We start from the raw sequence: 23,313 nt of genomic DNA, 5'->3' as shown, positions 1-23,313 counted from the left end.
ACTATTTCTTCTTAGCTTTTTTATCAGCTGCATGACCACGGTAGTTACGAGTTACAGCAAACTCACCTAACTTATGACCAACCATTTCTTCAGTCATAAGAACAGGCACGTGCTGCTGACCATTGTGTACAGCTATAGTTAAACCTATCATATCTGGCACAATCATTGATCTTCTTGACCATGTTTTGATTGGCTTTTTAGAATTACTTTCTTGCGCTTCAAAAACCTTCTTTAAAAGATGATGATCTACAAAAGGTCCTTTTTTTAATGAACGAGGCACAACCTTCTCCCTAATTACTTACGTTTTTGAACAATCAACTTATTAGAACGCTTATTTCTACGCGTCTTATAACCTTTAGTTGGGATACCCCATGGCGTAACTGGATGTCTACCACCAGAAGTACGACCCTCACCACCACCATGTGGGTGATCTACCGGGTTCATCGCCACTCCTCTAACAGTAGGTCTTATACCTCTCCAACGCTTAGCACCAGCTTTACCTAAAGATCTTAAGTTATGCTCAGAATTAGATACCACACCTATAACTGCTCTACAGTCTAAAAGCACTCTTCTCATCTCACCCGATCTTAGACGAATAATTGCATACGCATTATCCTTACCAACCAACTGAGCAAAAGCACCAGCACTTCTAATTAACTGTGCACCTTTTTTAGGTTTCATTTCAATGTTGTGAACAACTGTACCTAGAGGTATATTTCTCAAAGGCATACAGTTACCAACAGCAACATCTACTTTTTCGCCAGAAACTACAGACATATCATTCTTTAAGCCTTTTGGTGCAATAATGTATCTTCTTTCACCATCAGCATAAAGAACTAAAGCAATATTTGCACTACGGTTAGGATCGTACTCGATTCTCTCAACCCTAGCTGTTATATCATCTTTATTTCTCTTAAAGTCCACTATACGGTAATGCTGCTTATGACCACCACCCTGATGGCGAACTGTAATTCTACCAGTATTATTTCTACCAGCTTTACCTTTCTTTACCTCTACTAAACCTTTAAATGGCTTACCTGTATGTAATTCTGTATTCTTTACGCTCACTACGTGGCGACGGCCAGGTGAAGTAGGTTTAGCTTTTTTTATTTCAATCATGATTATAAACCTTCTTTAAATTACTCTGCACCAACAAAATTGATATCATGTCCTTCAGCAAGCTTCACATAAGCTTTTTTCCAAGCTTTTGTTCTACCTTCAACACGACCAAATCTACGCGCCTTACCCTTAACATTAAGGATATTTACCGATTCAACCTTAACTTCAAACAGCTGCTCTACAGCATTCTTAACATCTTGCTTGTTTGCAAATCTAGCCACTTCGAACACTATAGTTGAATTTACATCTGAAAGACCATAAGTTTTATCAGAAACATGAGGTCTTATAACAGTTTTTAATAATTTTTCTTGAGAACTCATACTAACTTCTCCTCTATTTCTTTTATAGCTTTTTTAGTAAAAACAACGTTCTCAAAGCATACTAAAGAAACTGGATTAATTTCCACAGAATCACATACTGCCACACTCTTAAGATTTCTAGAAGATAGGTATAAATTCTCACTAAATTCTTCTACACCAACAACAAAAAGCACATCTTTAACTCCTAAAGAGTCAACCACTGATTTGAACTCTTTTGTTTTTGGAGTTTCTAATCTTAACTCTTCAACAATAGTCATTCTACCTGATCTTAATAGTTCAGATAAGATTGACTTAACCGCACCTGAATACATCTTACGATTAACTTTTTGCTTATAACTTTTAGGCTTAGCCGCAAACGTAACACCACCTTTTCTGAAGATAGGTGAACGGATAGTACCCGCTCTTGCCCTACCTGTACCTTTTTGTCTCCAAGGCTTAGCACCTCCACCAGAAACTTCTGATCTAGTTTTTTGAGCCTTTGTACCTTGACGAGCGCCTGCCATGTAGGCAACAACAACCTGGTGAATTAAGGCTTCATTATAGTCTGCTGCAAAAACACCTTCTGCAACACCTACAGACCCAGCCTCTTGACCAGCTAAAGATTTTATATTTAAGTCCACAACAACTCTCCGGTATAATTAATATTTATCTACTAACTTTTGACAGCTGGAGTAACGATAATATCTCCACCAACTGAACCAGGAATACCACCTTTTAAAAGCAATAAACCATTTTCCGCGTCCACTCTCACAACTTCAAGAGACTGAATAGTAACATTCTCGTTACCTAAGTGACCAGCCATCTTCTTGTTTTTAAAGACTCTACCAGGTGTTTGGTTTTGACCTGTAGAACCATGAACTCTGTGAGATAGTGAGTTACCATGAGTAGCATCTTGAGTTGCAAAGTTATGGCGCTTAACACCACCTTGAAAACCCTTACCCTTTGATACACCTCTTACATCTACTTTTTGTCCTGCTTCGAACATAGTAGCATCAAAAGATGAGCCAATTTGATATTCAGCTGCTGCATCAACAGTAAACTCCCATAAACCTCTACCCGGTTCAACACCAGCTTTTGCATAGTGACCAGCCACAGGCTTATTTACATTTGAACGCTTTTTGAAACCAGTAGTTACTTGAACAGCGCTATAACCATCCTTCTCAATAGTCTTAACTTGAGTGACCTTGTTAGGCTCAACTTGGACTACTGTTACAGGAATAGAAACACCATCTTCAGTAAAAATACGAGTCATACCACATTTGCGACCAATTAATCCTAAAGACATTATTATATCCTCTATTATTATTATATTAACTCTGCGATTACGATTGACCACAGAGACCTAATTTACTACTTTTTTTAAAAATTTTTATAAAAAAAGTAACATTATATTAGCTTAAACTGATCTGAACATCAACACCTGATGCTAAATCTAGCTTCATAAGAGCATCTACAGTCTTATCTGTAGGTTCAACAATATCGATTAATCTCTTGTGAGTTCTAATCTCATATTGATCTCTTGCTTTCTTATTTACATGCGGGGAAACAAGAATTGTAAATCTCTCCTTACGCACTGGTAAAGGTATAGGTCCTTTAACTTGAGCCCCTGTCTTCTTAGCAGTATCAACGATTTCTTGAGTAGAAATATCGATTAGCTTATGATCAAAGGCTTTTAATCTAATTCTGATACGTTGATTATTTATAGCCATTTTAATTAATCCTTCTAAAATTATGAGTTACGTGACTTGATGATTTCATCAGCAATATTATTTGGTACTTCAGCATACTTCTTAAACTCCATAGAGAACGAAGCTCTACCTTGGCTTATAGAACGCACGTTAGTAGCGTAACCAAACATTTCTGCTAGAGGAACTAGAGCATTGATAACTCTACCACTTGGATTCTCATCCATACCCTCAATAATTCCTCTTCTTCTGTTTAGGTCACCCATAACGTCACCCAAGTAATCTTCTGGAGTCACAACCTCAACTCTCATGATCGGCTCCAGGATACAAGCATTAGCCTTCTTAGCACCTTCTTTAAGCGCCATAGAACCAGCGATCTTAAACGCCATTTCAGATGAGTCAACATCATGATATGAGCCATCATATAAAGTCGCTTTAACGCCAATCATAGGGTAGCCCGCCAGAACACCATTATTCAACTGCTCTTCGATACCTTTAGCAACTGAACCGATATATTCTTTAGGAACGACACCACCAACAACCTCATCAACAAACTTGAAGACTTTAGCTTCACCATTCTCATCAACTTCATCTAAAGGCTCAAATCTAACAAAAACGTGACCATACTGCCCACGACCACCAGATTGACGCACAAATTTAGACTCTTGCTCGACTTTTGATCTAATTGTTTCTCTATATGCAACCTGTGGATTACCAACATTAGCTTCAACTTTAAACTCACGTCTCATACGATCAACAATGATATCCAAATGAAGCTCACCCATACCAGAAATAATTGTCTGACCACTCTCTTCGTCAGTTTTAACTCTAAACGATGGATCCTCTGCTGCAAGCTTACCTAAAGCTATAGACATTTTCTCTTGATCAGCTTTTGACTTAGGTTCAACAGCAACAGATATTACTGGCTCTGGAAAATCCATTCTTTCTAAAATCACAACATCTTCTTGAGCACAAAGAGTATCACCAGTTGTAACATCCTTTAAACCAATACATGCCGCAATATCGCCAGCACGAACTTCTTTGATCTCATCACGCTTGTTAGCATGCATTTGCACGATACGTCCAACACGCTCTTTCTTACCTTTGACCGGATTATAAACCGCATCACCAGACTTAAGCACACCTGAGTAAACACGAATAAATGTTAGGTTACCAACAAATGGATCGGTAGCAAGTTTAAATGCCAATGCCGCGAAAGGCGCATCATCAGATGATGGCCTAGAAGCTGGCTCGCCATCTTCAGTTTCACACTTAATAGCCGGAACCTGGTTTGGCGCTGGAAGATACCTAACCACACCATCAAGAACTGCTTGAACACCTTTGTTCTTAAACGCTGAACCGCAGAACGCAAGAACGATTTCATTATTAAGAACTCTAGTACGTAAACCTTGATGAATTTCATCTTCAGAAAGCTCACCTTCCTCAAGATACTTTTCCATAAGCTCTTCAGAAGACTCAGCTGCTGCTTCAATCATCTCCATACGCAATTCTTCAGCCCTACCCTGAAGCTCTGTAGGGATATCAACAAGCTCATAAGTAAGACCCATGTCTTCCTCATTCCACATGATTGCTTTCATTCTAATAAGGTCGATCACGCCTTTGAATTCTTCTTCAGCACCGATGTTTAACTGCACCGGGACAACATTTGCTTTTAACCTTGTTTTAATCTGAGCGCATACTCTTTCAAAATCCGCACCGGATCTATCCATTTTGTTAACAAATACAATTCTTGGTACACCATATTTATTAGCTTGACGCCAAACTGTCTCTGATTGCGGCTCAACACCTGATGAACCACAGAATACTACAACTGCACCATCTAGAACACGTAAAGAACGCTCAACTTCAATTGTGAAGTCAACGTGACCCGGAGTGTCAATAATGTTGATACGATGCTCATCAAACTGCTGATCCATACCAGACCAGAATGTTGTTGTAGCAGCAGAAGTAATTGTAATACCCCTTTCCTGCTCTTGCTCCATCCAGTCCATAGTAGCAGCACCATCATGCACCTCACCGATCTTATGCGATAAACCAGTATAAAAAAGAATACGCTCAGTAGTAGTTGTTTTACCTGCGTCAACATGGGCACAGATACCAATATTTCTATATTTTTCTAAAGCTGTCTTACGAGGCATTTTCTATTCTCCTATTACCATCTAAAGTGAGCAAATGCTTTGTTAGCTTCAGCCATCTTATGAGTATCTTCTCTTTTCTTGACAGCAGCGCCTCTACCCTCTACAGCTTCTAGAATTTCTGCAGCAACTCTGTCACCCATAGTGTTTTCTTTTCTTTTACGCGCAGCATCGATAATCCATCTCATACCCAAAGTCTGACGACGCTCAGGCCTAACCTCTACAGGAACCTGATATGTAGCACCACCAACACGACGAGACTTAACCTCTACCATTGGACTAACGCTTTCTAATGCTTTTTCAAAAACTTCCACTTCATTAACTGAAGCATCTTTCGCTTTGATCTTATCGAATGCACCATATACTATCTTCTCTGCTACTGATTTTTTACCACTTAGCATAATATGGTTAACAAATTTAGCAACAACCTGACTCTTATACTTAGGATCAGGTAGAATATCTCTTTTAGGAGCTCTATTTCTTCTAGACATTTTTACACCTTCTTCAAATGTTAAATTTTAAACACAAATTAAGACTTAGGACGCTTTGTACCATACTTGGAACGACCGTGCTTACGATTATTAACACCTGAAGTATCTAAAGCACCCCTAACAATGTGGTAACGCACACCTGGCAAATCTTTAACCCTACCACCCCTGATAAGCACAACACTATGCTCTTGCAGGTTGTGACCTTCACCACCGATATAGCTTGTCACTTCAAATCCACTCGTTAATCTTACACGAGCCACTTTTCTAAGTGCTGAGTTAGGCTTCTTAGGAGTTGTAGTATAAACCCTAGTACAAACACCCCTTCTTTGAGGGCATGCCTTTAACGCAGGAACCTTAGACTTAACAACCGATCTCTTGCGAGGGTTGTTCACCAACTGATTTATAGTTGCCATTAGTTATTATTCTCCGTTTTTTTATCAGTTTTTATATCAAATTAATCCAAATACCCGCTAAGAGCATTTGCCATGCAAAAATAGCATTAGACAGTAATAATAACAAAAAAGCAAAAAAAAGCAAAGAAAAAGTAATTAGTTATCAGAAGCACCAAAAACTGATTTAAAAGCCACATACAGATAGTTACACATAGAATAAATCGTCAATATAACAGCAACATATAGCATTAAGAAACCTAAAAATATAAACCAAGTATTAAAACTTGTATAATCTATAGAAGATCTAAAATCGATAGCTGGTTTAATTAAAAATATAAACAATGCTGCCATTTGTGCGGTGGTCTTTACCTTACCCCAGATACCAACTTTAACAACACTACGCTGCCCTAACTCGGCCATCCATTCGCGCAAAGCTGAGACAAGGATCTCTCTACAGATCATTGCAATAGCAGGAATAGTAGCCCACCAATATGGATACATCTCTATAAATAGACAAAGCGCAGTAGCAACAATAAGCTTATCAGCAACAGGATCTAAAAATGCACCCAGCTTACTAGTCTGTTGCCATTTACGCGCTAAGTAACCATCTAACCAATCAGTTGCAGCCCCTAGTAAAAATAAAGTTGCTGTAATACCATGATGATGCGGAAAATCAAAATAGTAGCATATTACTATAAAAGGGATTAATGCTAAACGGCCAAAAGTCAGAATATTGGGGATATTAAAAAACATAAATTAAACCCCTGTATGTCCAAAACCACCAGCAGCTCGCACTGTCTGCTGTGAAAACTCTTCAACAATCTCAAAATTTGCTTGTACTACAGGAACTATAACTAGTTGTGCAAATCTCATCAATGGCTCTATCTCAATAACCTCTTGCGAGCGATTAAAACAAGAAACCATAAGCTCACCCTGATAATCAGAATCTATAAGCCCTGTGCCATTACCTAATACCAAACCTTTTTTATGACCCAAACCAGATCTTGGTAAAATCATTGCTGCATAATTTGGGTTAGCAATATTAATAGCCACCCCAGTTGCAACAAGCTTACACTCCCCCGGCTTGAGAAAAACACTCTCAGAGATGCATGCTCTTAAGTCAATAGCTGCTGAACCTTCGGTTGCGTAGCTAGGTAGCTCTTTTATAACTTCTTTATCTAAAATTTTTAGCTCTATCTTCATATCCTCCCCCTAAAAAACAAAAACACCTGCTAAGTAACCAAGCATCACAAATATTGGTAAAGTCGGCATATATCCATCTAATCTGTCAAGCACACCACCATGCCCAGGTAAAATGTTACCACTATCTTTGACGCCAGCTATACGCTTCATCATACTCTCAAAAACATCACCAACAACAGATAACACTGCGATCAAAGCAGATACTATCACCATATAAATGTATTGACCAAAACTTAATTTCATATAGATAAGAAAAATCACTGCAATAACAACAGCACAAATTAAACCACCTAACAAACCTTCAATAGTTTTATTTGGGCTAAGACGCGGTAACATTTTACGTTTACCAATAGCTTTACCAGTAAAATATGCGCCACTGTCAGCAGCAGCAATCACCAAGATAAACATAAATATCCAAGCAACACCATTGGTATGCAAAATATATAATGATGCCGCAAAAGGAGATATAGTAAACAGTCCCATCACAAGCATTTCATTAGTTGTTATTGTATCGATTTTCTGACGCTCATAGCTAGCTAGCATATAAATTGCATACAACCAGAATATTGGGAAAAGATATTGTAGATATAAAAAAAATTGTGAAACAACAAAAACTACTATTGTGAATATAATAAGATTTTTGAATATTCCCTGCTGATCAACTTTTGCAAGTTTTAACCATTCATATGCTGATAGCAAAACAACTAGAAATATACCAACACCAAACAGATAGTCAGATGTGAAAATTAAAAAACTAAAAACCACAGCGACCAAAACTATACCAGTCACAATTCTTTCTTTCATATATTCCTCTTAATTAAATTTGCTCACCACTTTTGCCAAATCTTCTTTGACGAGAATAAAAGTACTCAACAGCCTTATTTAACTCTTGCTTGGAAAAATCTGGCCACATAGTATCTGTAAAATACATCTCCGCATAGGCTAACTGCCATAACATAAAATCACTTAGGCGCACCTCTCCACTTGTGCGAATAAGTAAATCAATAGGCACATCACCTCCAATCAAATATTTACTAAAACCCTGCTGATCAACTCCATCAAGACTAAGCCTACCAGCACTCACATCTCTAGCGATAGCTTTAGCAGCCTCAACAATATCCCAACGCCCGGCATAATCAACTGCCAGCCTAAGCTTTAAGCCGGTATTTGCTTTAGTTAATGATTCACTATACTCGATAATATTAATAAGCTTACCAGATAGCCGTGTTCGATCACCTACAACATTAAGGACAATGTTATTATCATGCAACTTAGGTGTTTTATCTTTTAAGGTTTTGTAAAAAAGATCCATAAGATCAGCGACCTCTTGAGCTGGCCTTAACCAGTTATCTCGACCAAAAGCAAAAAGAGTAAGCATTTCAATATTCTTCTCAACGCAGTACTCTATTGATGCATCAACACTAGATATTGAATTTCTATGACCAAATATTCTCGGCTTTAATTTACTCTTTGCCCATCGACCATTACCATCCATAATAATAGCAAGGTGCCTTAGAATATTTTCTTTAGCCGATGTCATAAATAGTATGAAATAAAATTAAATTAGCTAAATGATAAGAAAGAATAATCGAAAATACAAGTTTTATTGGGAAATCTAAGCAATTAGACAACCATTAGATCTTGTTCTTTTTTAGCAGCAAGAGCATCAGCTTGAGCAACCATTTTATCAGTAATCTTCTGAATATCATCCTCAGCTTTTTTAGCTTGATCCTCTGTGATTTCTTTTTCTTTTAGAAGTTCTTTGATATCACTATTAGCATCACGACGAATATTTCTGATAGATACTCTACCTGCCTCTGTTTCAGATTTAACAAGTTTAACTAACTCTTTTCTCCTTTCTTCATTTAAAGCAGGCATAGGAACTCTTAATGAATCACCTAAGTTAGTAGGGTTAAGCCCAAGATCAGATGTCAAGATCGCCTTTTCAATCTTGCTTGACAAACCTTTTTCCCAAGGTGTGATTCCCAAAGTTCTAGCATCAAGCACAGTTATATTAGCCACTTGAGTTATTGGCGTATCAATACCATAATAATCTATTGTAACATGCGCCAATAGATCCGGGTGTGCTCTACCAGTTCTAATTTTTGCTAAATCATCAGCTAAAACTTCTAATGATTTTTTCATTCTATTCTCAGCATCTTTTAGAATATCACTTATCATAAATAATTCCTTTTTCTTTAATTAGTCTAAAGTAACCCAGGTACCATACTTTGACTCAGTAACCGCATCAACTAAAGCATCAGTCTGATTTAAATCAAATACATATATCGGTATCCCAAAATCCCTACACTGCGTGAAAGCACCCAAATCCATAACATTTAGTTCTTTACATACAACTTCTGAGTAGGTAACTCTGTCAAAACGCTTTGCATCAGGGTACTTATTTGGATCCTTATCATAAATACCATCTACAGTTGTAGCTTTCAATAAGGCATCTGCACCAATCTCAACAGCTCTAAGACTAGCTGTAGTATCTGTAGTTACAAATGGATTACCAGTACCACCAGCGAAAATTAAAACCTTTCCAGCATCTAATAATTGATTAAACTCATGCGCGCTTGCAACTCTAAGCAAACCATCAACTCCTTTTGCCGAAAAAGCCTCTGCTGCAACGCCCTCACTGATAAGCATATCACGTAAAGCTAAAGCATTGATCATCGTAGCTATCATTCCCATCGAATCTGCGGTAGCTCTTTTTATTTTGTCACCAAAGTTTGCTCTACCACCTCTAAGGATATTACCACCACCAACAACTATAGCAATTTTGATACCCTGATGAAAAAGAATTTTAATTTGGTCAATGACAGGTTGAGCAGATTCAACATTTATACCAAAACCTTGATCCGCTGATAAAGACTCTCCACTTAACTTAAGAAGGATTCGCTTAAGTTTTGGAGTTTTTTGAGAACATTCTGACGAATCATTAGACATATATTAACCTTTAATTTGATTCATCACCTCAGCTGCGAAGTCTTCTTCTTTCTTCTCGATACCTTCACCAACATCTAGTCTGATAAAGTCAACTACTTTAGCACCTTTATCTTTAACTAGCTTTTCAACTTTGATGCTAGGATCTTTAACAAAATCTTGACCTAGAAGAGCAACTTCATCTAAGAATTTACGAATTCTACCAACGATCATTTTTTCAATAATCTCAGCGGGCTTACCACTCTCTTTAGCTTGAGCTGTAAAGATTTCTTTTTCTTTAGCAACCACATCAGCTGGTACTTGATCACCAGAAACAACCATAGGATTTACAGCAGCCACATGCATAGCAACATCTTTAGCAAGCTCTTCATCGCCACCTTCTAATGCAGCAACCACACCAATCTTACCACCGTGAATATAAGCACCTAAAGTGTCAGCCTCGACAGTCTTAACTCTACGCACTTGGATATTCTCACCGATCTTAGCTATTAAAGATTTTCTAGCTTCTTCAACAGTTTCACCATTTGAAGTCTTAGCAGCTAAAACTTCTTCGATAGTCTTAGCATTAGCAGTATGAGCAGCTTTTACAGCTTCTTGAGCAAATGCTTTGAAAGTCTCATCTCTAGCAACGAAATCAGTCTCCGAATTGATCTCAAGCAAAATAGCTCTACCATCAGCAGCATAAGCTTCAATAACACCCTCAGCAGCAACGCGTGAAGCTTTCTTATCAGCTTTTGCTTGACCAGAAATTCTCATTTCTTCAGCAGCTTTTTCAATATCACCAGCAGCAGCAACTAGAGCTTTCTTACACTCCATCATGCCTGCACCAGTTCTTTCTCTAAGTTCTTTTACTAATTTAGCAGAAATATTTGACATTGTTTTATCCTTGTTTGTTTCTTATGCTTCAGCAGCTTCATCAGCTTTTGCTTCAACTGCTCTGTCTAGACCTTGAGCTTCAATAACAGCATCAGCAAATTTTTTCATATAGAAAGATATTGACTTAACCGCATCATCATTACCTGGGATAATATAATCAATACCTTCTGGATTTGAGTTTGTATCTACGATTGATACAACTTTGATACCTAGTTTTTGAGCTTCTTGAATAGCAATATGCTCTTTGTTGCTATCAATAACAACAATAGCATCAGGTAAACCACCCATCTCTTTAATACCACCAAGAACTTTCTCTAATTTTTCGATAGTTCTGATATTTTGTAGCATCTCTTTTTTAGTTAAAGATTCTAGAGTACCATCTTCTCTCATTTTTTCTAGCTGAGCTAGTCTCTTGATAGATTGTCTAACTGTTTTGTAGTTAGTAAGCATACCACCTAACCATCTATGGCTTACAAATGGCATACCACATCTTTTAGCTTCAGCTTCAATGATATCTTGTGCTTGTCTTTTTGTACCAACAAACAGAATTTTTCCACCATTAGCAACAGTTTTACCAACAAAATTAACTGCATCTTGGAAAAGAGGAACTGTTTTTTCTAAATTGATGATATGTACACCATGGTTAATACCAAAGATGTATTCTTTCATTTGTGGATTCCAGAAAGCTTTTTTGTGTCCAAAGTGAACACCAGCAGATAACATTTCTTTCATTAAAGACATTTTTATTTTCCTTATTTGGGTTATATCTAGTATCTTAGCCATGCCAAATATCCTTAAGGACACCCTTTGACATAATCATTAATCAAGATACATGATTTATTAATTAAACACTCAACTTATACTCAAAACATATAGTACAAGCCGTAAAATTTTACCACAATTAATTTATAAATTACAAAAGGTATTTTATCTTTCTTTTAGGTGCTAAAATATTTCAAAACAATTTAAATATAAAATAGTAAAAAATGATTTCGCTAATAGTAGCTTATGACAAAAAATATGGCATCGGCAAAGAAAACACTCTGGCGTGGAAACTTTCTGATGATCTCAAAAATTTCAAAAAGATAACCGAGAATAACTATATAGTAATGGGAAGAAAGACTTTTGAGTCAATTGGACGACCTCTTCCGAATCGCAAAAACATCATATTGACAAGAGATAAACAGTATAAGCATGATAAGTGCCTTATCATTCATAGTACTCAAGATGTTCTAAATTTTGCTCAGTCTAAACCACATTACGAAATCTTTATAATTGGTGGAGCACAAATATATAAAGAATTTTTGCAGTATGCAGATAGATTGTATATTACAGAAGTTGCTGCTGAAATCGACGACCTTGATGCTTTTTTCCCACAATGGGATAAAGCAAAATTCAAACGTATAGGTCACAAAAAATTTAATAAAGATAATAAAAACGAGTTTGATTTTACTTTCAGCGTATTTGAAAAGATTAAATAAGAAAGCCATTCAGTTTTTACCTTTAGATGATTTCTATGAAATGGTTAATTATATAAGGGTTAAGGATATAAAAATCATTATCATAAAATCAACAAAAAATGCAACGAATGCAGTATCACAAATGACTGGCTTTCTACACATATAATCAATGATCAGGTGTATGGCATAGGTAATTAGTGCGTTTTGGTTATGCATTATGACTTCATAATCACTCATTTACTATATGAACAGCACTCAGAAGCTGTACTAAAATAAATTATTTTGGCTATAGAAAAAATATTAAGATCATAAAATTATACGCATATACTCAAATAACAAACTAAAACCAAAACTTAAAATTTCTATCTTAATTATATGATTATTTTTTGGCATCCCGTAGGGGATTCGAACCCCTGTTGCCGCCGTGAAAGGGCGGTGTCCTAGGCCTCTAGACGAACGGGACTTAAGACTCATATCACTGTCTCCAGCAATATGATGTGTATTATAATGACTTTTATGACTTAGTCAAGAGCTTTTGTAAATATTTTTTACTTTTTATCACTTACACAATTCTTTAAGCGCTTTAGTAAGTCTAGTGACTACTTTATCTTTACTAAGAAGTTTTAGAGTAATACCAATCTCTGGTGATTGACCAGAACCAGTAATAGCTACACGCAATGGCATGCCAACCTTACCCATACCAACTTGACACTGCTCGGCTGTTGTACTAACTACATTATGTAAAACATCAGGATCTTGCCATTGTAGAGCATCCAGAGAGTTAAAGTTCACCAAAAGTTTGCTAAAAATCTCAGCTGTAGCTGCTTTGATATGTTTTTTTACAGCATTTTCATCATAACTGATATCATCATTATAAAAATAACTAGACTTTTCTGCTAGCTCAACTAATGTATCAACTTTTTCTGCCATCACAGCTACAAGCTCTTTTAAATCTGGACCATTAGCAATATCTAAACCAGCTTTGGCAAAGTGATATTCAACTTCTGTTTGAATATCATCAAATTTAGACTCTTTGATATAGTGTTTGTTCAACCACTTAAGTTTTTCAAAATCAAAGCGTGATGGTGATGCACTAATATGCTCTAAATTAAAAGTTGCAATCATTTCTTCGATAGAAAAAATCTCTTGATCGCCATGTGACCAGCCAAGCCTTACCAGATAGTTAAGTATCGCCTGTGGCAAATAGCCATCTTCACGATACTGCATCACATTGACAGCACCATGACGCTTAGAGAGTTTTGCTCCATCTGGACCAAGTATCATTGGCACATGGGCAAATACTGGCACATTGGCATTTAGCGCTTTGTATATATTAATTTGTTTAGGGGTATTATTAACATGATCATCACCACGAATAATATGAGTAATAGCCATATCAATATCATCAACGACAACACAGAAATTATATGTCGGTGAGCCATCTGCTCTTTGGATAATCATATCATCAAGCTCATGATTTGAGATTGCGATTCGACCTTTAACCGCATCATCCCAACTGACCACTCCATCTTTAGGGTTTTTGAAGCGTACTACAAAACTCTCGCCCTCTTGTGGAATATAGTTTACATCACAACACTTACCATCATATCCAGTTTTGAGATTATTTGCCTGTTGATACTCCCTTAGCTCTTCTAGTCTTTCTTTTGAGCAGCTACAGTAGTATGCATTACCATCTGCAATAAGTTCTTGGACCACTTCTTTATATCTATCAAAGCGCTTTGTTTGATAGTAAATTTCGCCATCATTTTTTAGTCCCAACCAACTCATACCATCTAAAATAGCATCTACCGCTTCTTGAGTAGATCTCTCTAGATCAGTATCTTCTATCCTCAGAATAAATTTACCATTGTTGTTTTTGGCATATAACCAGCTGAATAAAGCTGTACGCACACCACCAACGTGCAAAAATCCTGTTGGGCTTGGAGCAAATCTTGTTATAACCATAATCTAAATACCTCAGAAATAAAATTGCTTAAAGATTAAACTAGAAAACAAATTGTTTCAAGGATTAAAACTAGTGATAAATAATAGGTTAACTTTAGATTAGCATCTTGATTAATTAGCAAAAAACTAATTTCTATAATCTGCTGCCCTTGGTCATTTTATAAGGATCAACCACCTTATCAAACTCCTCTGCTGACAAAAATTTTAGATCTTGGTTTGCTTGAGCTAGAGAAATATTTTTTTGCTCAGCATAATGAGCCATTTTTGCTGCCTTATCATAACCTATAACTGGGCTAAGAGCTGTTACTAACATTAATGAGTTTTTGAGGTAATAATCAATTTTTTGTTTGTTTGGTTGCATCCCAACTAATAAATACTTAGTAAAGTTTTGACAACTATCTGAGATTATTCTAATTGATTGTATAATATTAAAAATCATTAACGGTTTATAAACATTCATTTCCAAATAACCCGCACTACCAGCGATACCAACCGCAACATCATATCCTATCACTTGTGCAGCAACCATTGTTATAGCTTCACATTGAGTTGGATTAACTTTACCAGGCATAATTGATGAGCCAGGTTCATTCTCAGGAATTAATAACTCATGAAAGCCAGCTCTCGGTCCACAACTAAGTAAGCGAATATCATTAGCAATCTTAAACAATGAATTAGCTAAAGTTTTGAGCTGACTCATAACAGCAACCAAAGCATCATGTGAGCCTTGCACCTCAAATTTATTGGTAGCTGAAACAAAAGGCAAGCCTGTAATTTTAGCAATGTTACTAGCGGCAATCTCTGCAAAACCATCTGGAGCATTTAAACCTGTACCAACAGCTGTACCCCCAAGAGCAAGCTGATATAGATACTTTAAAGATTCTTTGATTCTTTGAATGTTATTTTCTAGTAATGCTGCATAACCAGAGAACTCTTGACCCAAAGTTAGTGGTACGGCATCTTGCATATGTGTCCTACCGATTTTGACAATATTGTCCCACTGCTTTGCTTTGTTAGCTAATTCTTGCTGCATATACTCAATAGCTGGTAAGAGTCTATTATTTATCTCAAGCGCAGTAGCAATATACATCGCGCTTGGAAAAGTATCATTTGATGATTGAGACATATTGACATCATCATTTGGGTGGATAGGATTTTTACTGCCCTTTTTGCCACCTAGAAGCTCAATAGCTCTATTTGAAATCACTTCATTAACATTCATATTTGCCTGAGTTCCACTGCCTGTCATCCATACATGCAATGGGAAATGCTCATCAAGCTTAGCAGTGATTATCTCATCGGCAACTTCAACGATAACTTCTTTTTTAGCTTGCGCTAAGATACCTAATTGATGATTTGTCATAGCTGCTGCTTTTTTGATAATTGCAAGAGCTCTAATAACTTCTATTGGCATTAAATCACTACCTATAGAAAAATGCTCTATAGAACGCTGTGTTTGTGCGCCCCAATAATTGTCATTCTCAACTTCTATTTGACCGGTACTATCTGTTTCTATTCTACGCAAAGCTCATCTCCTAAAAACTTAACTCAATAGCTTAATTATATAGATACTAAAGCTAATTAACTAAGATAACATTCAAAAGGTACAGAAATAAAATATCTTGTCACAGCAAAATCTATGGATTGTAGCAATGAATTGATTTAACCGCATTTCAAATAAAAACCATATTAAACTTTTTATAGCCAAATCATTATATTTTAGTTATAACGTTTTGTATTTGAGACAATGACCTATTCACTAGATTTTCGTAAGAAAGTATTATCGATAAAAGAGTCGGAAGGATTAATATACCAAGCTACAGCAGATAGATTTAAAATTGGTAAAAACTCAGTATATTTATGGAGTAAACAAATTAAACCTAAAGCTACCAAATCTAGACCTGAAATTAAATTAACCCAAACAGAGTTACTTGAAGATATAGGAGCTTACCGTGATGATTATCAATATGAAAGAGCAGAGCACTTTGGAGTAAGCCAAAGCTGTATATGCTATGCTTTACAAAGGTTAGAAATAACATATAAAAAAAAAAAGACTTATAGCCACCCTAAAGCAGATCCTATTAAACAAAAGAGCAGCATAACTTGTATCTAAAGGATACTGATTTTAGAAAAATTACGCCTAAATGTTGAGTTTGCGACAGAGCTTTATATAATATCTCTGTAACTTATAGAAAATAAATTGCAGCCAAGATGTTCAATGTAAAAACAAAAAATTTTAAAATATATGCTATTGAAGATTATAATAACTCTTATAAAGAATTTGAATTTACCAATAAAAATTTTGTTTATGAGATTTCTTCAAATACAGGACTAGGACTTTGGGATAAAAAGCGTGCATATCTTTTTGATAGTAAAGATATCAAAAAAATATTAAATTCATATCTACGTAGCTTTAAAAGCAACAAAGATGAAATTGATGACTTTATAGTTTATGACTATAATAAACTACAAGATACAGATTTTATAGATAAATTTGGATACCAAGTCAGTCATTTTGTTGAATTTAGATGTAATTTTGATAATCAATATTTTAATTTTTTAAATAAAGCAAGCCCTAAACCTGGCTATCCTATAGTATTTAAAGATGATTCCTATAATTTTGTGCGCCTTAAATTTAATGAAAATATGTCAAGTGTCGTTAAAGAATTAAATTCTATGGTGAAAGATACAATTAATAAGTCTGGAATAACCTTTATGCAGCATACTTTTTCAAACTATTGTAAGAATAATAAGATTTTCACCAAGCCATTATCTACTAAACCTAATACTTTCATACAAGAAATATTAAAATATAAAATAGTAGATGAAAAGATATTAATATTAACTGAATATGAATTGCAAGAATTATTTGTATATTCTAAATATTTAGATTGTCAGGATCCATATAAACAGTATTGTACTGATAAAAATATATCTAAAAATAAAAGCTTAAATAATTTAGAAGACAGCTGGTCCGGTTTTGAATATCAATCAAAGAAAGAGTTTTTACCAAAATTGGAATCTGCAAAAAGTATAAGAGACAAAATAAATTTAAGTGAAAATGTATATTGTCCTTTTACTTTTATAGTAGAAGGTAATAAGCCTTTTAGTCACGTTACTTTATGTAAAATCGATAATAAAATTTTTGTAAAGGAAATCACAATCTATGATAGCTTGTTAAGTCTTATAAACAATGACAGTTATAAACAAAACTTAAAGAGTGCATTAGATACTTTTGCTGAAAATTATAAGAATTCACTCAATTCTAAGATAGAACTATCAAAAAAAATAGAGAACCTCGGTCTTCAAGCACCTCTTCAGACTGATTGTGGTCGCTATGTAACTATTTGGTTATTAGCAATTGTAAATGGTATAGATTTTAAAAAACTTGATAATTATCCAACATTATTTGAACCATTAATTAACTTAGCTAAAACTCGTTTTTTTGAAGGAGAAAAGTATACTCAAAAATTAATTAGCCCAGATAATTTGACTAAAAAAATGGTCCATGCCTGTGAGATACTGGAATGAGGCTAAGCCTTACTTCGCTATTGAGTTTGATGAGAGAATGCAGAAGTTTATGTAAGTGAATTTATACAGTTAGATGGAAAGACTCTTAATTTAATTTGGTATGTAAAAGTTTAGAACTGATGTGATATAGCTATTGCGCCAGGGTGAAACTATGGTTTATGGTGTCGGTGCTTATGGTGAAAAATCAGCTCAAAGGGTACTAGAAATCTTTTATCAAGAAATCGATAAAAATATGGCATTTTGGAGGCGCCCTGATATTAATGGTATAGATAAATAGATATTGATAAAAAGAAATACTTAAGCAGCTAAATAAGATAATATCCCCGTACAGACAAGATGTTGAATAAAATATAAAACTAAGATTGAAACTATCATCGGAACAATTAATAACTTCTTATTCTGATCAAATAACGCAAAAATAACAGCAAAAATGATAGTAACAAAAGCTGATATTTTTATTGCTCCATATATAGATATCCAAACAAAACCATGTGACTGCAAAGCATTATAAATATATTCAGGTGACATCAAATATACTGCCGCATAGCCTATAAAAACACCAGCGACAAGCCAAAATATCACCATAAATAAAACCTTCAAGAAGTAATCAATTAATACATACGCTTTTTTCATACTAACATCCTATTTTTGCTAAAACTTATAACCTAGTTAGGCCACAATAAAATTGTTTTAAGATTAAACTAGAAAATTAATTGTTTCAATATAAAAAATAGTTAGGCAAATTCTTATAAAAGAATCTTTTTAGAGATATAAATGGATTGCGTTTGTTATTTTAGATAGAAATTAGAGCTGAGTTTTTTCTTAACACAAACTCTATCTTACTAAAGCCTCTCTCTTTTCTAAAGTCTTAGCATAAAGCTCTTGATATTTAGCAAGCTTTTCTTGCTCTGCAGCAACTACAGCTTCTGGAGCATTTGCGACAAATTGCTCATTAGATAGCTTCTTCTGTACTCTATCAACTTCGCCTTTTAGCTTGTCTAGTTCTTTATCAAGCCTTGCTTTCTCAGCTTCAATATCAACCAAACCTGCTAATGGGATATTTAGCTCAAGGCCTTCAACAATTTGTGATAAAGATGTTGGTGGATTATCATTAAACTCAATATCCTTGACTTTAGCTAAAGCTTTTATAAAACTCTCAGATTGATCTAAGTATTCTTTATCTTTAGCTGCGACATCTTTGACAATTAGAGAAATCTCTAAAGATGGCTTGATATCGACTTCACTACGCATATTACGCAAAGTAGTTACTACAGTTTGTAACCATGTGATAGCCTTTTCAGCACTTTCAGCTACTAAAACTTGAGAAACCACAGGATAACTTACATCTATAATTGTTTGTTGAGCATTATCAAGATGAGCTTTTAGCTGTTGATAAATACTTTCTGTAATAAATGGTATCAGTGGATGTGCTAAAGCGAGGATATTTTCTAAAACTTTAGTAAGTGTGTATTTAACTCCATTTTTTTGCTTGTCTGATAGTGACTCATCTTTTAAAGTAATTTTGGCAAACTCAACATACCAATCACAGTATTTATTCCAAACAAGGTCATAAATAGTATTTGCCACTAAATCAAAACGGTAGTTAGCAAGATGTTTATGCACATCAGCAACAGCCGTATTTAAAACGCTCCAAATCCATTTATCTGCAACACCTAGCTCATAATTATCACAAACTTTATAATTACCAAGGTTCATCATCACAAATCTTGAAGCGTTCCAAAGTTTATTACAGAAATTACGATAGCCCTCCACCCTAGCAGTATCAAAACTAATATCACGAGATGTAGAAGCTAATGCTGCATAAGTAAATCTCACCGCATCTGCACCATAAGCGCTTATACCTTCTGGAAATTCTTTTTTAGTTGCTTTTTCAACCTTGGCTTTCATCTGTGGCTGCATTAAACCAGCTGTTCTTTTTTGCAGTAACTCATCTAATGAAATACCATCTATCAAATCAACTGGATCTAGAACATTACCTTTTGATTTTGACATTTTTTGACCTTCACTATCACGAATAAGTCCAGTAATATAAATATCTCTAAATGGCACATCATTCATAAAATACATGCCAAACATCATCATTCTAGCAACCCAGAAGAAGATAATATCAAAACCAGTTACCAGCACGCTTGTTGGGTAGTATTTCTCAAGCTCGGGAGTCTTTTCAGGCCAACCTAAAGTACTAAACGGCCATAATGCCGATGAGAACCATGTATCAAAGACATCTTCATCTTGCTTGATAGTAATATCAGCAGCTAAATTATATTTAGCTCTAATATCTTCTTCTGACTCGCCGACATAGACATTACCTGCTTCATCATACCAAGCTGGGATTCTATGCCCCCACCATAGCTGACGTGATACACACCAATCTTGAATATCTCTCATCCAAGCAAAGTAGGTATTTTTCCAGTTATCTGGCACAAATCTTACATCACCCTTCTCAACCGCTTCTATAGCCGGCTTGGCAAGTATATCAGCTTTGACAAACCATTGCTTAGTTAGATATGGCTCTAAAACTTCGCCTGTTCTATCACCTGTTGGTACTTTTAGAGCATGTGGCTCAATCTTATCTAAAAGGCCTAAAGCTTCCATATCTGCAACTATTTGTTTACGTGCTTCAAATCTATCTAAGCCTTGGTATTTTGTTGGCACATTGGTGTTTAGACTAGCATCATCAGTTAAGATATTTAACATTGGTAGATTATGTCTTTTGCCCATTTCATAGTCATTAAAATCATGTGCTGGGGTAATCTTGACACAACCTGTTCCAAAATCTTTCTCGACATAACCATCAGCAATAATTGGAATCTGTCTATCTGTAAGCGGTAGATTTATCATTTTACCAACTAAGTGTGTGTATCTTTCATCTTCAGGATGAACTGCAACCGCCATATCCCCAAGCATTGTCTCAGGACGAGTCGTTGCAATTATAATCTTCTCATCACTATCAGCTACTGGATATACAAAATGCCATAATGAGCCTTGTTTATCTAGTTGAACAACTTCTAAGTCAGATACAGCTGTTTTTAGTTTAGGGTCCCAGTTTACTAATCGCTCACCACGATATGCTAAACCATCCTCATACAGTTTGATGAAACATTTTTTAACCGCATCAGAAAGGCCAACATCCATTGTAAATCTTTCACGCTGCCAGTCTGGCGAAGCACCTATTCTACGCATTTGTGATGTAATCGTTCCGCCTGAAAGCTCTTTCCACTCCCAAACCTTGCTGACAAAGTTCTTACGCCCTAAATCATGTTTTGAAATACATTGAGCATTAAGCTGTCTTTCAACAACCATCTGCGTAGCAATACCAGCGTGATCTGTACCAGGTTGCCATAATGTATCTTTACCAGTCATACGATTATAACGGATAAGGATATCCATAAGTGTCATCTGAAAACCGTGCCCCATGTGTAGAGTTCCAGTAACATTTGGTGGTGGTAACATTATTGTATAAGTTTCTTTTGAATCAGTATTACCACAAGCAAACTTACCTGCAGCTTCCCAGTTTTGATAATTTGCTTGCTCTATCTCTTTTGGATTGTAATTTTTATTCATTTCTTGAGTCATTTATAACGCCGTAAATATCTAAGTTTCTAGAAAAAAATTAATGCCAATAATTTTAGCAAGGTTAATAGTAAAAATACACGTTATAAATTTATTTAAACGTCAAAATTAAAATATGTATCTTTAAAAGGCTCATCTTTGAGTGTAAAGTGCCACCATTCTGTATCCAGAGGTTTAAAACCAGCATTAATCATCAGCGTCTGTAACAAAAGTCTGTTTGCTCTTGCTTGAGCTGAAACACCCTGATAGTCAGGATGAGATTTTGGACTAAAACAATCAAAACCTGTACCAAAATCTAAACTATTGTCAGGGTCACGCTGATTGTAGGAGAACTCACATGATATTTGCTTTGATCTATGCTTAGGAATTTTACTATCTAAAGGCACTATAGTTAAATCTACAGTACTCCCTCTACTATGCCCAGATTTTGCCGCAATATAACCTTCTTTAAAGAGATTTTCTTTTTTAACTTTTTGATAAAAAGTAGTTCTCATTTTCGTATCATTAATATCTTTTGCCCACTCTACAAATTCATCCACCGCTTTTTGAGGCCTATAGCAATCATAAACCTTTAAAGATAAACTCATTGGCAATAATTGATCTTGAACCTGTTTTAGAGCATTAGCTGCTTGTTTCGTTAAGTAGCATTTACCTTCTACATAGCCAGCTATTCTTTTACCCACAAAATTAAAATTAGTGGCATACCTTATATCTAACTGTATAGATGGAATAATATCTTTAACATTTACAAAATCTTTCGGAATGTTTTGAGCAAAGGCTTCCATAATAAAGGCAAGCATTAGAAATGCAACTATAGTAATTTTCTTCATCACCATCTCCCAAACATAGTTTTAATTTGTACCTTTTTAAGAATAAGTAGCTTGGAAATAATAGCATTGTGAATAAAATCAATAAACTATTTATACGGTAGACTCCTTTAAATACTCATCATTAAGAAACCACAAAAAGCAGCATTATTGGTAGCAAGATTAGCATTAACCCTATTTTTCATATCTAATATTTGTTTGCGGTAATTTTGATAAAAACTCCAGCTTGGCTGTGGTTTATAAACCAATCCTTCCAACTTAAAAAAACCTATAACTGATTTCGCTGTAGTGGGCTTTACAAATACCTCTCTGTCGGGATGGTAATAATTAGGAATTATAGTCAACAATGACCATTTAGCTAATTTAAACTGCTTAAGAACATCTAGCATTTTGTCAAATCCTTGCTGCTGTTTATTACTGTCGTGAAGAAATAGCTCTAAGCCTTCAACCAAATCTTTTTTTTGTTGTGTCGACATTGCCTTTACAGCATCCCTAAATTTCGGTTTTTCAAATAGTGATACCATGGAAGACTGATTTACTATTTTTACCATATTTTCACAAGCAGTTTCCACATCATCGGCAAAGTTTTTACCGAAGAACCCTTGTGTTTGCTTAATCATTTGTTCCATTTTGTGCTTTTTTGCTAATTTTTGCATTTCAGCACTATAAAAACCTTCTGGGTACATAGATAAAAAATTTTCTTCTACTTGCTTTAATTTTTTTATATCCATACTGTTTCCTGAAT

General features: G+C 35.3%; 26 protein-coding genes, 1 tRNA gene and 2 pseudogenes. 5 read left to right on the top strand and 24 right to left on the bottom strand.

Annotated features, from left to right (window positions below; genetic code table 11):
* Nucleotide 1: 1 nt before the first annotated feature.
* The 17 genes from rpsS to rpsB form a co-directional block, all read right to left on the bottom strand.
* Nucleotides 2–280 carry a 30S ribosomal protein S19 gene (rpsS, locus tag CGC45_RS01120; protein ID WP_071628578.1) on the bottom strand — a complete coding sequence of 93 codons (279 nt, stop codon included), beginning with the start codon at nucleotides 278–280 and terminating at the stop codon, nucleotides 2–4.
* Nucleotides 281–294: 14 nt separating this feature from the next.
* Nucleotides 295–1,119 carry a 50S ribosomal protein L2 gene (rplB, locus tag CGC45_RS01115; RefSeq protein ID WP_071628577.1) on the bottom strand — a complete coding sequence of 275 codons (825 nt, stop codon included), beginning with the start codon at nucleotides 1,117–1,119 and terminating at the stop codon, nucleotides 295–297.
* Between the two features lie 20 nt (nucleotides 1,120–1,139).
* Nucleotides 1,140–1,439: a 50S ribosomal protein L23 gene (rplW, locus tag CGC45_RS01110; RefSeq protein ID WP_071628576.1), complete on the bottom strand. Its 300-nt coding sequence runs from the start codon at nucleotides 1,437–1,439 to the stop codon at nucleotides 1,140–1,142.
* A complete protein-coding gene (gene rplD / locus CGC45_RS01105; protein ID WP_071628575.1) occupies nucleotides 1,436–2,059 on the bottom strand; it encodes a 50S ribosomal protein L4 in 624 nt (207 codons plus the stop codon). Before rplD ends, rplW begins: the two co-directional genes overlap by 4 nt.
* Before the next feature lie 32 nt (nucleotides 2,060–2,091).
* Entirely contained in the window at nucleotides 2,092–2,724 is a 633-nt protein-coding gene (gene rplC / locus CGC45_RS01100; protein ID WP_071628574.1) for a 50S ribosomal protein L3, read from the bottom strand.
* A 106-nt stretch (nucleotides 2,725–2,830) separates the two neighbouring features.
* A complete protein-coding gene (gene rpsJ, locus CGC45_RS01095; protein WP_114702008.1) occupies nucleotides 2,831–3,148 on the bottom strand; it encodes a 30S ribosomal protein S10 in 318 nt (105 codons plus the stop codon).
* A gap of 20 nt (nucleotides 3,149–3,168) precedes the next feature.
* Entirely contained in the window at nucleotides 3,169–5,283 is a 2,115-nt protein-coding gene (gene fusA / locus CGC45_RS01090) for an elongation factor G (protein WP_071628573.1), read from the bottom strand.
* Nucleotides 5,284–5,297: 14 nt separating this feature from the next.
* Nucleotides 5,298–5,771, bottom strand: a complete 474-nt coding sequence (gene rpsG / locus CGC45_RS01085; RefSeq protein WP_071628572.1) for a 30S ribosomal protein S7 — start codon at nucleotides 5,769–5,771, stop codon at nucleotides 5,298–5,300.
* Nucleotides 5,772–5,809: 38 nt separating this feature from the next.
* On the bottom strand, nucleotides 5,810–6,184 hold the full coding sequence (gene rpsL / locus CGC45_RS01080; RefSeq protein ID WP_003035357.1) for a 30S ribosomal protein S12: 375 nt from the start codon (nucleotides 6,182–6,184) through the stop codon (nucleotides 5,810–5,812).
* Between the two features lie 135 nt (nucleotides 6,185–6,319).
* Complete coding sequence (gene pgsA / locus CGC45_RS01075) at nucleotides 6,320–6,916, bottom strand: CDP-diacylglycerol--glycerol-3-phosphate 3-phosphatidyltransferase (protein WP_071628571.1); 597 nt, start codon at nucleotides 6,914–6,916, stop codon at nucleotides 6,320–6,322.
* A gap of 3 nt (nucleotides 6,917–6,919) precedes the next feature.
* Nucleotides 6,920–7,366 (bottom strand): dUTP diphosphatase, encoded by a 447-nt coding sequence (gene dut / locus CGC45_RS01070; RefSeq protein WP_071628570.1) that lies wholly within the window; start codon nucleotides 7,364–7,366, stop codon nucleotides 6,920–6,922.
* A 9-nt stretch (nucleotides 7,367–7,375) separates the two neighbouring features.
* Entirely contained in the window at nucleotides 7,376–8,170 is a 795-nt protein-coding gene (locus CGC45_RS01065) for a phosphatidate cytidylyltransferase (RefSeq protein WP_071628569.1), read from the bottom strand.
* Nucleotides 8,171–8,183: 13 nt separating this feature from the next.
* Nucleotides 8,184–8,906, bottom strand: coding sequence for a polyprenyl diphosphate synthase (gene uppS / locus CGC45_RS01060; RefSeq protein WP_071628568.1), 723 nt, complete (start codon nucleotides 8,904–8,906; stop codon nucleotides 8,184–8,186).
* A gap of 83 nt (nucleotides 8,907–8,989) precedes the next feature.
* Nucleotides 8,990–9,547, bottom strand: a complete 558-nt coding sequence (frr, locus tag CGC45_RS01055; protein ID WP_071628567.1) for a ribosome recycling factor — start codon at nucleotides 9,545–9,547, stop codon at nucleotides 8,990–8,992.
* A 21-nt stretch (nucleotides 9,548–9,568) separates the two neighbouring features.
* Nucleotides 9,569–10,318 carry a UMP kinase gene (pyrH, locus tag CGC45_RS01050; RefSeq protein ID WP_071628566.1) on the bottom strand — a complete coding sequence of 250 codons (750 nt, stop codon included), beginning with the start codon at nucleotides 10,316–10,318 and terminating at the stop codon, nucleotides 9,569–9,571.
* A 3-nt stretch (nucleotides 10,319–10,321) separates the two neighbouring features.
* On the bottom strand, nucleotides 10,322–11,191 hold the full coding sequence (gene tsf, locus CGC45_RS01045; protein WP_071628565.1) for a translation elongation factor Ts: 870 nt from the start codon (nucleotides 11,189–11,191) through the stop codon (nucleotides 10,322–10,324).
* A gap of 21 nt (nucleotides 11,192–11,212) precedes the next feature.
* Complete coding sequence (gene rpsB / locus CGC45_RS01040; protein WP_071629939.1) at nucleotides 11,213–11,932, bottom strand: 30S ribosomal protein S2; 720 nt, start codon at nucleotides 11,930–11,932, stop codon at nucleotides 11,213–11,215.
* Nucleotides 11,933–12,177: 245 nt separating this feature from the next.
* On the opposite strand from rpsB, the gene CGC45_RS01035 reads away from it, so the two are divergent.
* On the top strand, nucleotides 12,178–12,672 hold the full coding sequence (locus CGC45_RS01035; RefSeq protein ID WP_071628564.1) for a dihydrofolate reductase: 495 nt from the start codon (nucleotides 12,178–12,180) through the stop codon (nucleotides 12,670–12,672).
* Nucleotides 12,662–12,834, top strand: a pseudogene (locus CGC45_RS09430) (arginine deiminase-related protein); the annotation flags it as partial. The gene CGC45_RS01035 and the pseudogene CGC45_RS09430, both read left to right, overlap by 11 nt.
* 204 nt (nucleotides 12,835–13,038) lie before the next feature.
* On the opposite strand, the gene CGC45_RS01025 reads toward CGC45_RS09430, so the two are convergent.
* The 3 genes from CGC45_RS01025 to fumC form a co-directional block, all read right to left on the bottom strand.
* A tRNA-Glu gene (locus CGC45_RS01025) sits at nucleotides 13,039–13,114 on the bottom strand.
* A 95-nt stretch (nucleotides 13,115–13,209) separates the two neighbouring features.
* Nucleotides 13,210–14,616, bottom strand: a complete 1,407-nt coding sequence (gltX, locus tag CGC45_RS01020; RefSeq protein WP_071628563.1) for a glutamate--tRNA ligase — start codon at nucleotides 14,614–14,616, stop codon at nucleotides 13,210–13,212.
* 133 nt (nucleotides 14,617–14,749) lie between these two features.
* On the bottom strand, nucleotides 14,750–16,141 hold the full coding sequence (fumC, locus tag CGC45_RS01015; RefSeq protein ID WP_071628562.1) for a class II fumarate hydratase: 1,392 nt from the start codon (nucleotides 16,139–16,141) through the stop codon (nucleotides 14,750–14,752).
* Between the two features lie 222 nt (nucleotides 16,142–16,363).
* On the opposite strand from fumC, the gene CGC45_RS01010 reads away from it, so the two are divergent.
* From CGC45_RS01010 to CGC45_RS09180, 3 genes and pseudogenes are all read left to right on the top strand, one after another.
* Entirely contained in the window at nucleotides 16,364–16,729 is a 366-nt protein-coding gene (locus CGC45_RS01010; protein ID WP_071628561.1) for an IS630 transposase-related protein, read from the top strand.
* 98 nt (nucleotides 16,730–16,827) lie between these two features.
* Entirely contained in the window at nucleotides 16,828–18,147 is a 1,320-nt protein-coding gene (locus tag CGC45_RS01005) for a hypothetical protein (RefSeq protein ID WP_071628560.1), read from the top strand.
* A gap of 142 nt (nucleotides 18,148–18,289) precedes the next feature.
* A pseudogene (locus CGC45_RS09180) lies at nucleotides 18,290–18,424 on the top strand (L-lactate dehydrogenase); the annotation flags it as partial.
* A 20-nt stretch (nucleotides 18,425–18,444) separates the two neighbouring features.
* Here the strand turns inward: CGC45_RS09180 and CGC45_RS00995 are convergent.
* From CGC45_RS00995 to CGC45_RS00980, 4 genes are all read right to left on the bottom strand, one after another.
* On the bottom strand, nucleotides 18,445–18,780 hold the full coding sequence (locus CGC45_RS00995; protein ID WP_071628559.1) for a hypothetical protein: 336 nt from the start codon (nucleotides 18,778–18,780) through the stop codon (nucleotides 18,445–18,447).
* Between the two features lie 201 nt (nucleotides 18,781–18,981).
* Complete coding sequence (locus CGC45_RS00990; RefSeq protein WP_071628558.1) at nucleotides 18,982–21,744, bottom strand: valine--tRNA ligase; 2,763 nt, start codon at nucleotides 21,742–21,744, stop codon at nucleotides 18,982–18,984.
* 92 nt (nucleotides 21,745–21,836) lie between these two features.
* Nucleotides 21,837–22,571: a M15 family metallopeptidase gene (locus CGC45_RS00985; RefSeq protein WP_198150410.1), complete on the bottom strand. Its 735-nt coding sequence runs from the start codon at nucleotides 22,569–22,571 to the stop codon at nucleotides 21,837–21,839.
* 107 nt (nucleotides 22,572–22,678) lie between these two features.
* Nucleotides 22,679–23,299, bottom strand: coding sequence for a hypothetical protein (locus CGC45_RS00980; RefSeq protein WP_071628556.1), 621 nt, complete (start codon nucleotides 23,297–23,299; stop codon nucleotides 22,679–22,681).
* Between the last annotated feature and the right edge of the window lie 14 nt (nucleotides 23,300–23,313).

The sequence above is a fragment of the Francisella opportunistica genome, from assembly GCF_003347135.1.
GTDB classification, from domain to species: Bacteria; Pseudomonadota; Gammaproteobacteria; order Francisellales; family Francisellaceae; genus Francisella; species Francisella opportunistica.
This window is presented reverse-complemented; position numbering and strand designations above follow the sequence as displayed.

Bases quoted from the DNA above. Each gene is read 5' to 3' on its own strand.
- uppS (WP_071628568.1), bottom strand. From the start codon at position 8,906: ATGACATCGGCTAAAGAAAATATTCTAAGGCACCTTGCTATTATTATG.
- CGC45_RS01035 (WP_071628564.1), top strand. From the start codon at position 12,178: ATGATTTCGCTAATAGTAGCTTATGACAAAAAATATGGCATCGGCAAA.
- gltX (WP_071628563.1), bottom strand. From the start codon at position 14,616: ATGGTTATAACAAGATTTGCTCCAAGCCCAACAGGATTTTTGCACGTT.
- tsf (WP_071628565.1), bottom strand. From the start codon at position 11,191: ATGTCAAATATTTCTGCTAAATTAGTAAAAGAACTTAGAGAAAGAACT.
- rplC (WP_071628574.1), bottom strand. From the start codon at position 2,724: ATGTCTTTAGGATTAATTGGTCGCAAATGTGGTATGACTCGTATTTTT.
- CGC45_RS01065 (WP_071628569.1), bottom strand. From the start codon at position 8,170: ATGAAAGAAAGAATTGTGACTGGTATAGTTTTGGTCGCTGTGGTTTTT.
- pyrH (WP_071628566.1), bottom strand. From the start codon at position 10,318: ATGTCTAATGATTCGTCAGAATGTTCTCAAAAAACTCCAAAACTTAAG.
- CGC45_RS00995 (WP_071628559.1), bottom strand. From the start codon at position 18,780: ATGAAAAAAGCGTATGTATTAATTGATTACTTCTTGAAGGTTTTATTT.
- fusA (WP_071628573.1), bottom strand. From the start codon at position 5,283: ATGCCTCGTAAGACAGCTTTAGAAAAATATAGAAATATTGGTATCTGT.
- dut (WP_071628570.1), bottom strand. From the start codon at position 7,366: ATGAAGATAGAGCTAAAAATTTTAGATAAAGAAGTTATAAAAGAGCTA.
- rpsL (WP_003035357.1), bottom strand. From the start codon at position 6,184: ATGGCAACTATAAATCAGTTGGTGAACAACCCTCGCAAGAGATCGGTT.
- pgsA (WP_071628571.1), bottom strand. From the start codon at position 6,916: ATGTTTTTTAATATCCCCAATATTCTGACTTTTGGCCGTTTAGCATTA.
- CGC45_RS00985 (WP_198150410.1), bottom strand. From the start codon at position 22,571: ATGAAGAAAATTACTATAGTTGCATTTCTAATGCTTGCCTTTATTATG.
- CGC45_RS01010 (WP_071628561.1), top strand. From the start codon at position 16,364: ATGACCTATTCACTAGATTTTCGTAAGAAAGTATTATCGATAAAAGAG.
- CGC45_RS01005 (WP_071628560.1), top strand. From the start codon at position 16,828: ATGTTCAATGTAAAAACAAAAAATTTTAAAATATATGCTATTGAAGAT.
- rplB (WP_071628577.1), bottom strand. From the start codon at position 1,119: ATGATTGAAATAAAAAAAGCTAAACCTACTTCACCTGGCCGTCGCCAC.
- frr (WP_071628567.1), bottom strand. From the start codon at position 9,547: ATGATAAGTGATATTCTAAAAGATGCTGAGAATAGAATGAAAAAATCA.
- rpsB (WP_071629939.1), bottom strand. From the start codon at position 11,932: ATGTCTTTAATGAAAGAAATGTTATCTGCTGGTGTTCACTTTGGACAC.
- rpsG (WP_071628572.1), bottom strand. From the start codon at position 5,771: ATGTCTAGAAGAAATAGAGCTCCTAAAAGAGATATTCTACCTGATCCT.
- rpsJ (WP_114702008.1), bottom strand. From the start codon at position 3,148: ATGGCTATAAATAATCAACGTATCAGAATTAGATTAAAAGCCTTTGAT.
- CGC45_RS00980 (WP_071628556.1), bottom strand. From the start codon at position 23,299: ATGGATATAAAAAAATTAAAGCAAGTAGAAGAAAATTTTTTATCTATG.
- CGC45_RS00990 (WP_071628558.1), bottom strand. From the start codon at position 21,744: ATGACTCAAGAAATGAATAAAAATTACAATCCAAAAGAGATAGAGCAA.
- rplW (WP_071628576.1), bottom strand. From the start codon at position 1,439: ATGAGTTCTCAAGAAAAATTATTAAAAACTGTTATAAGACCTCATGTT.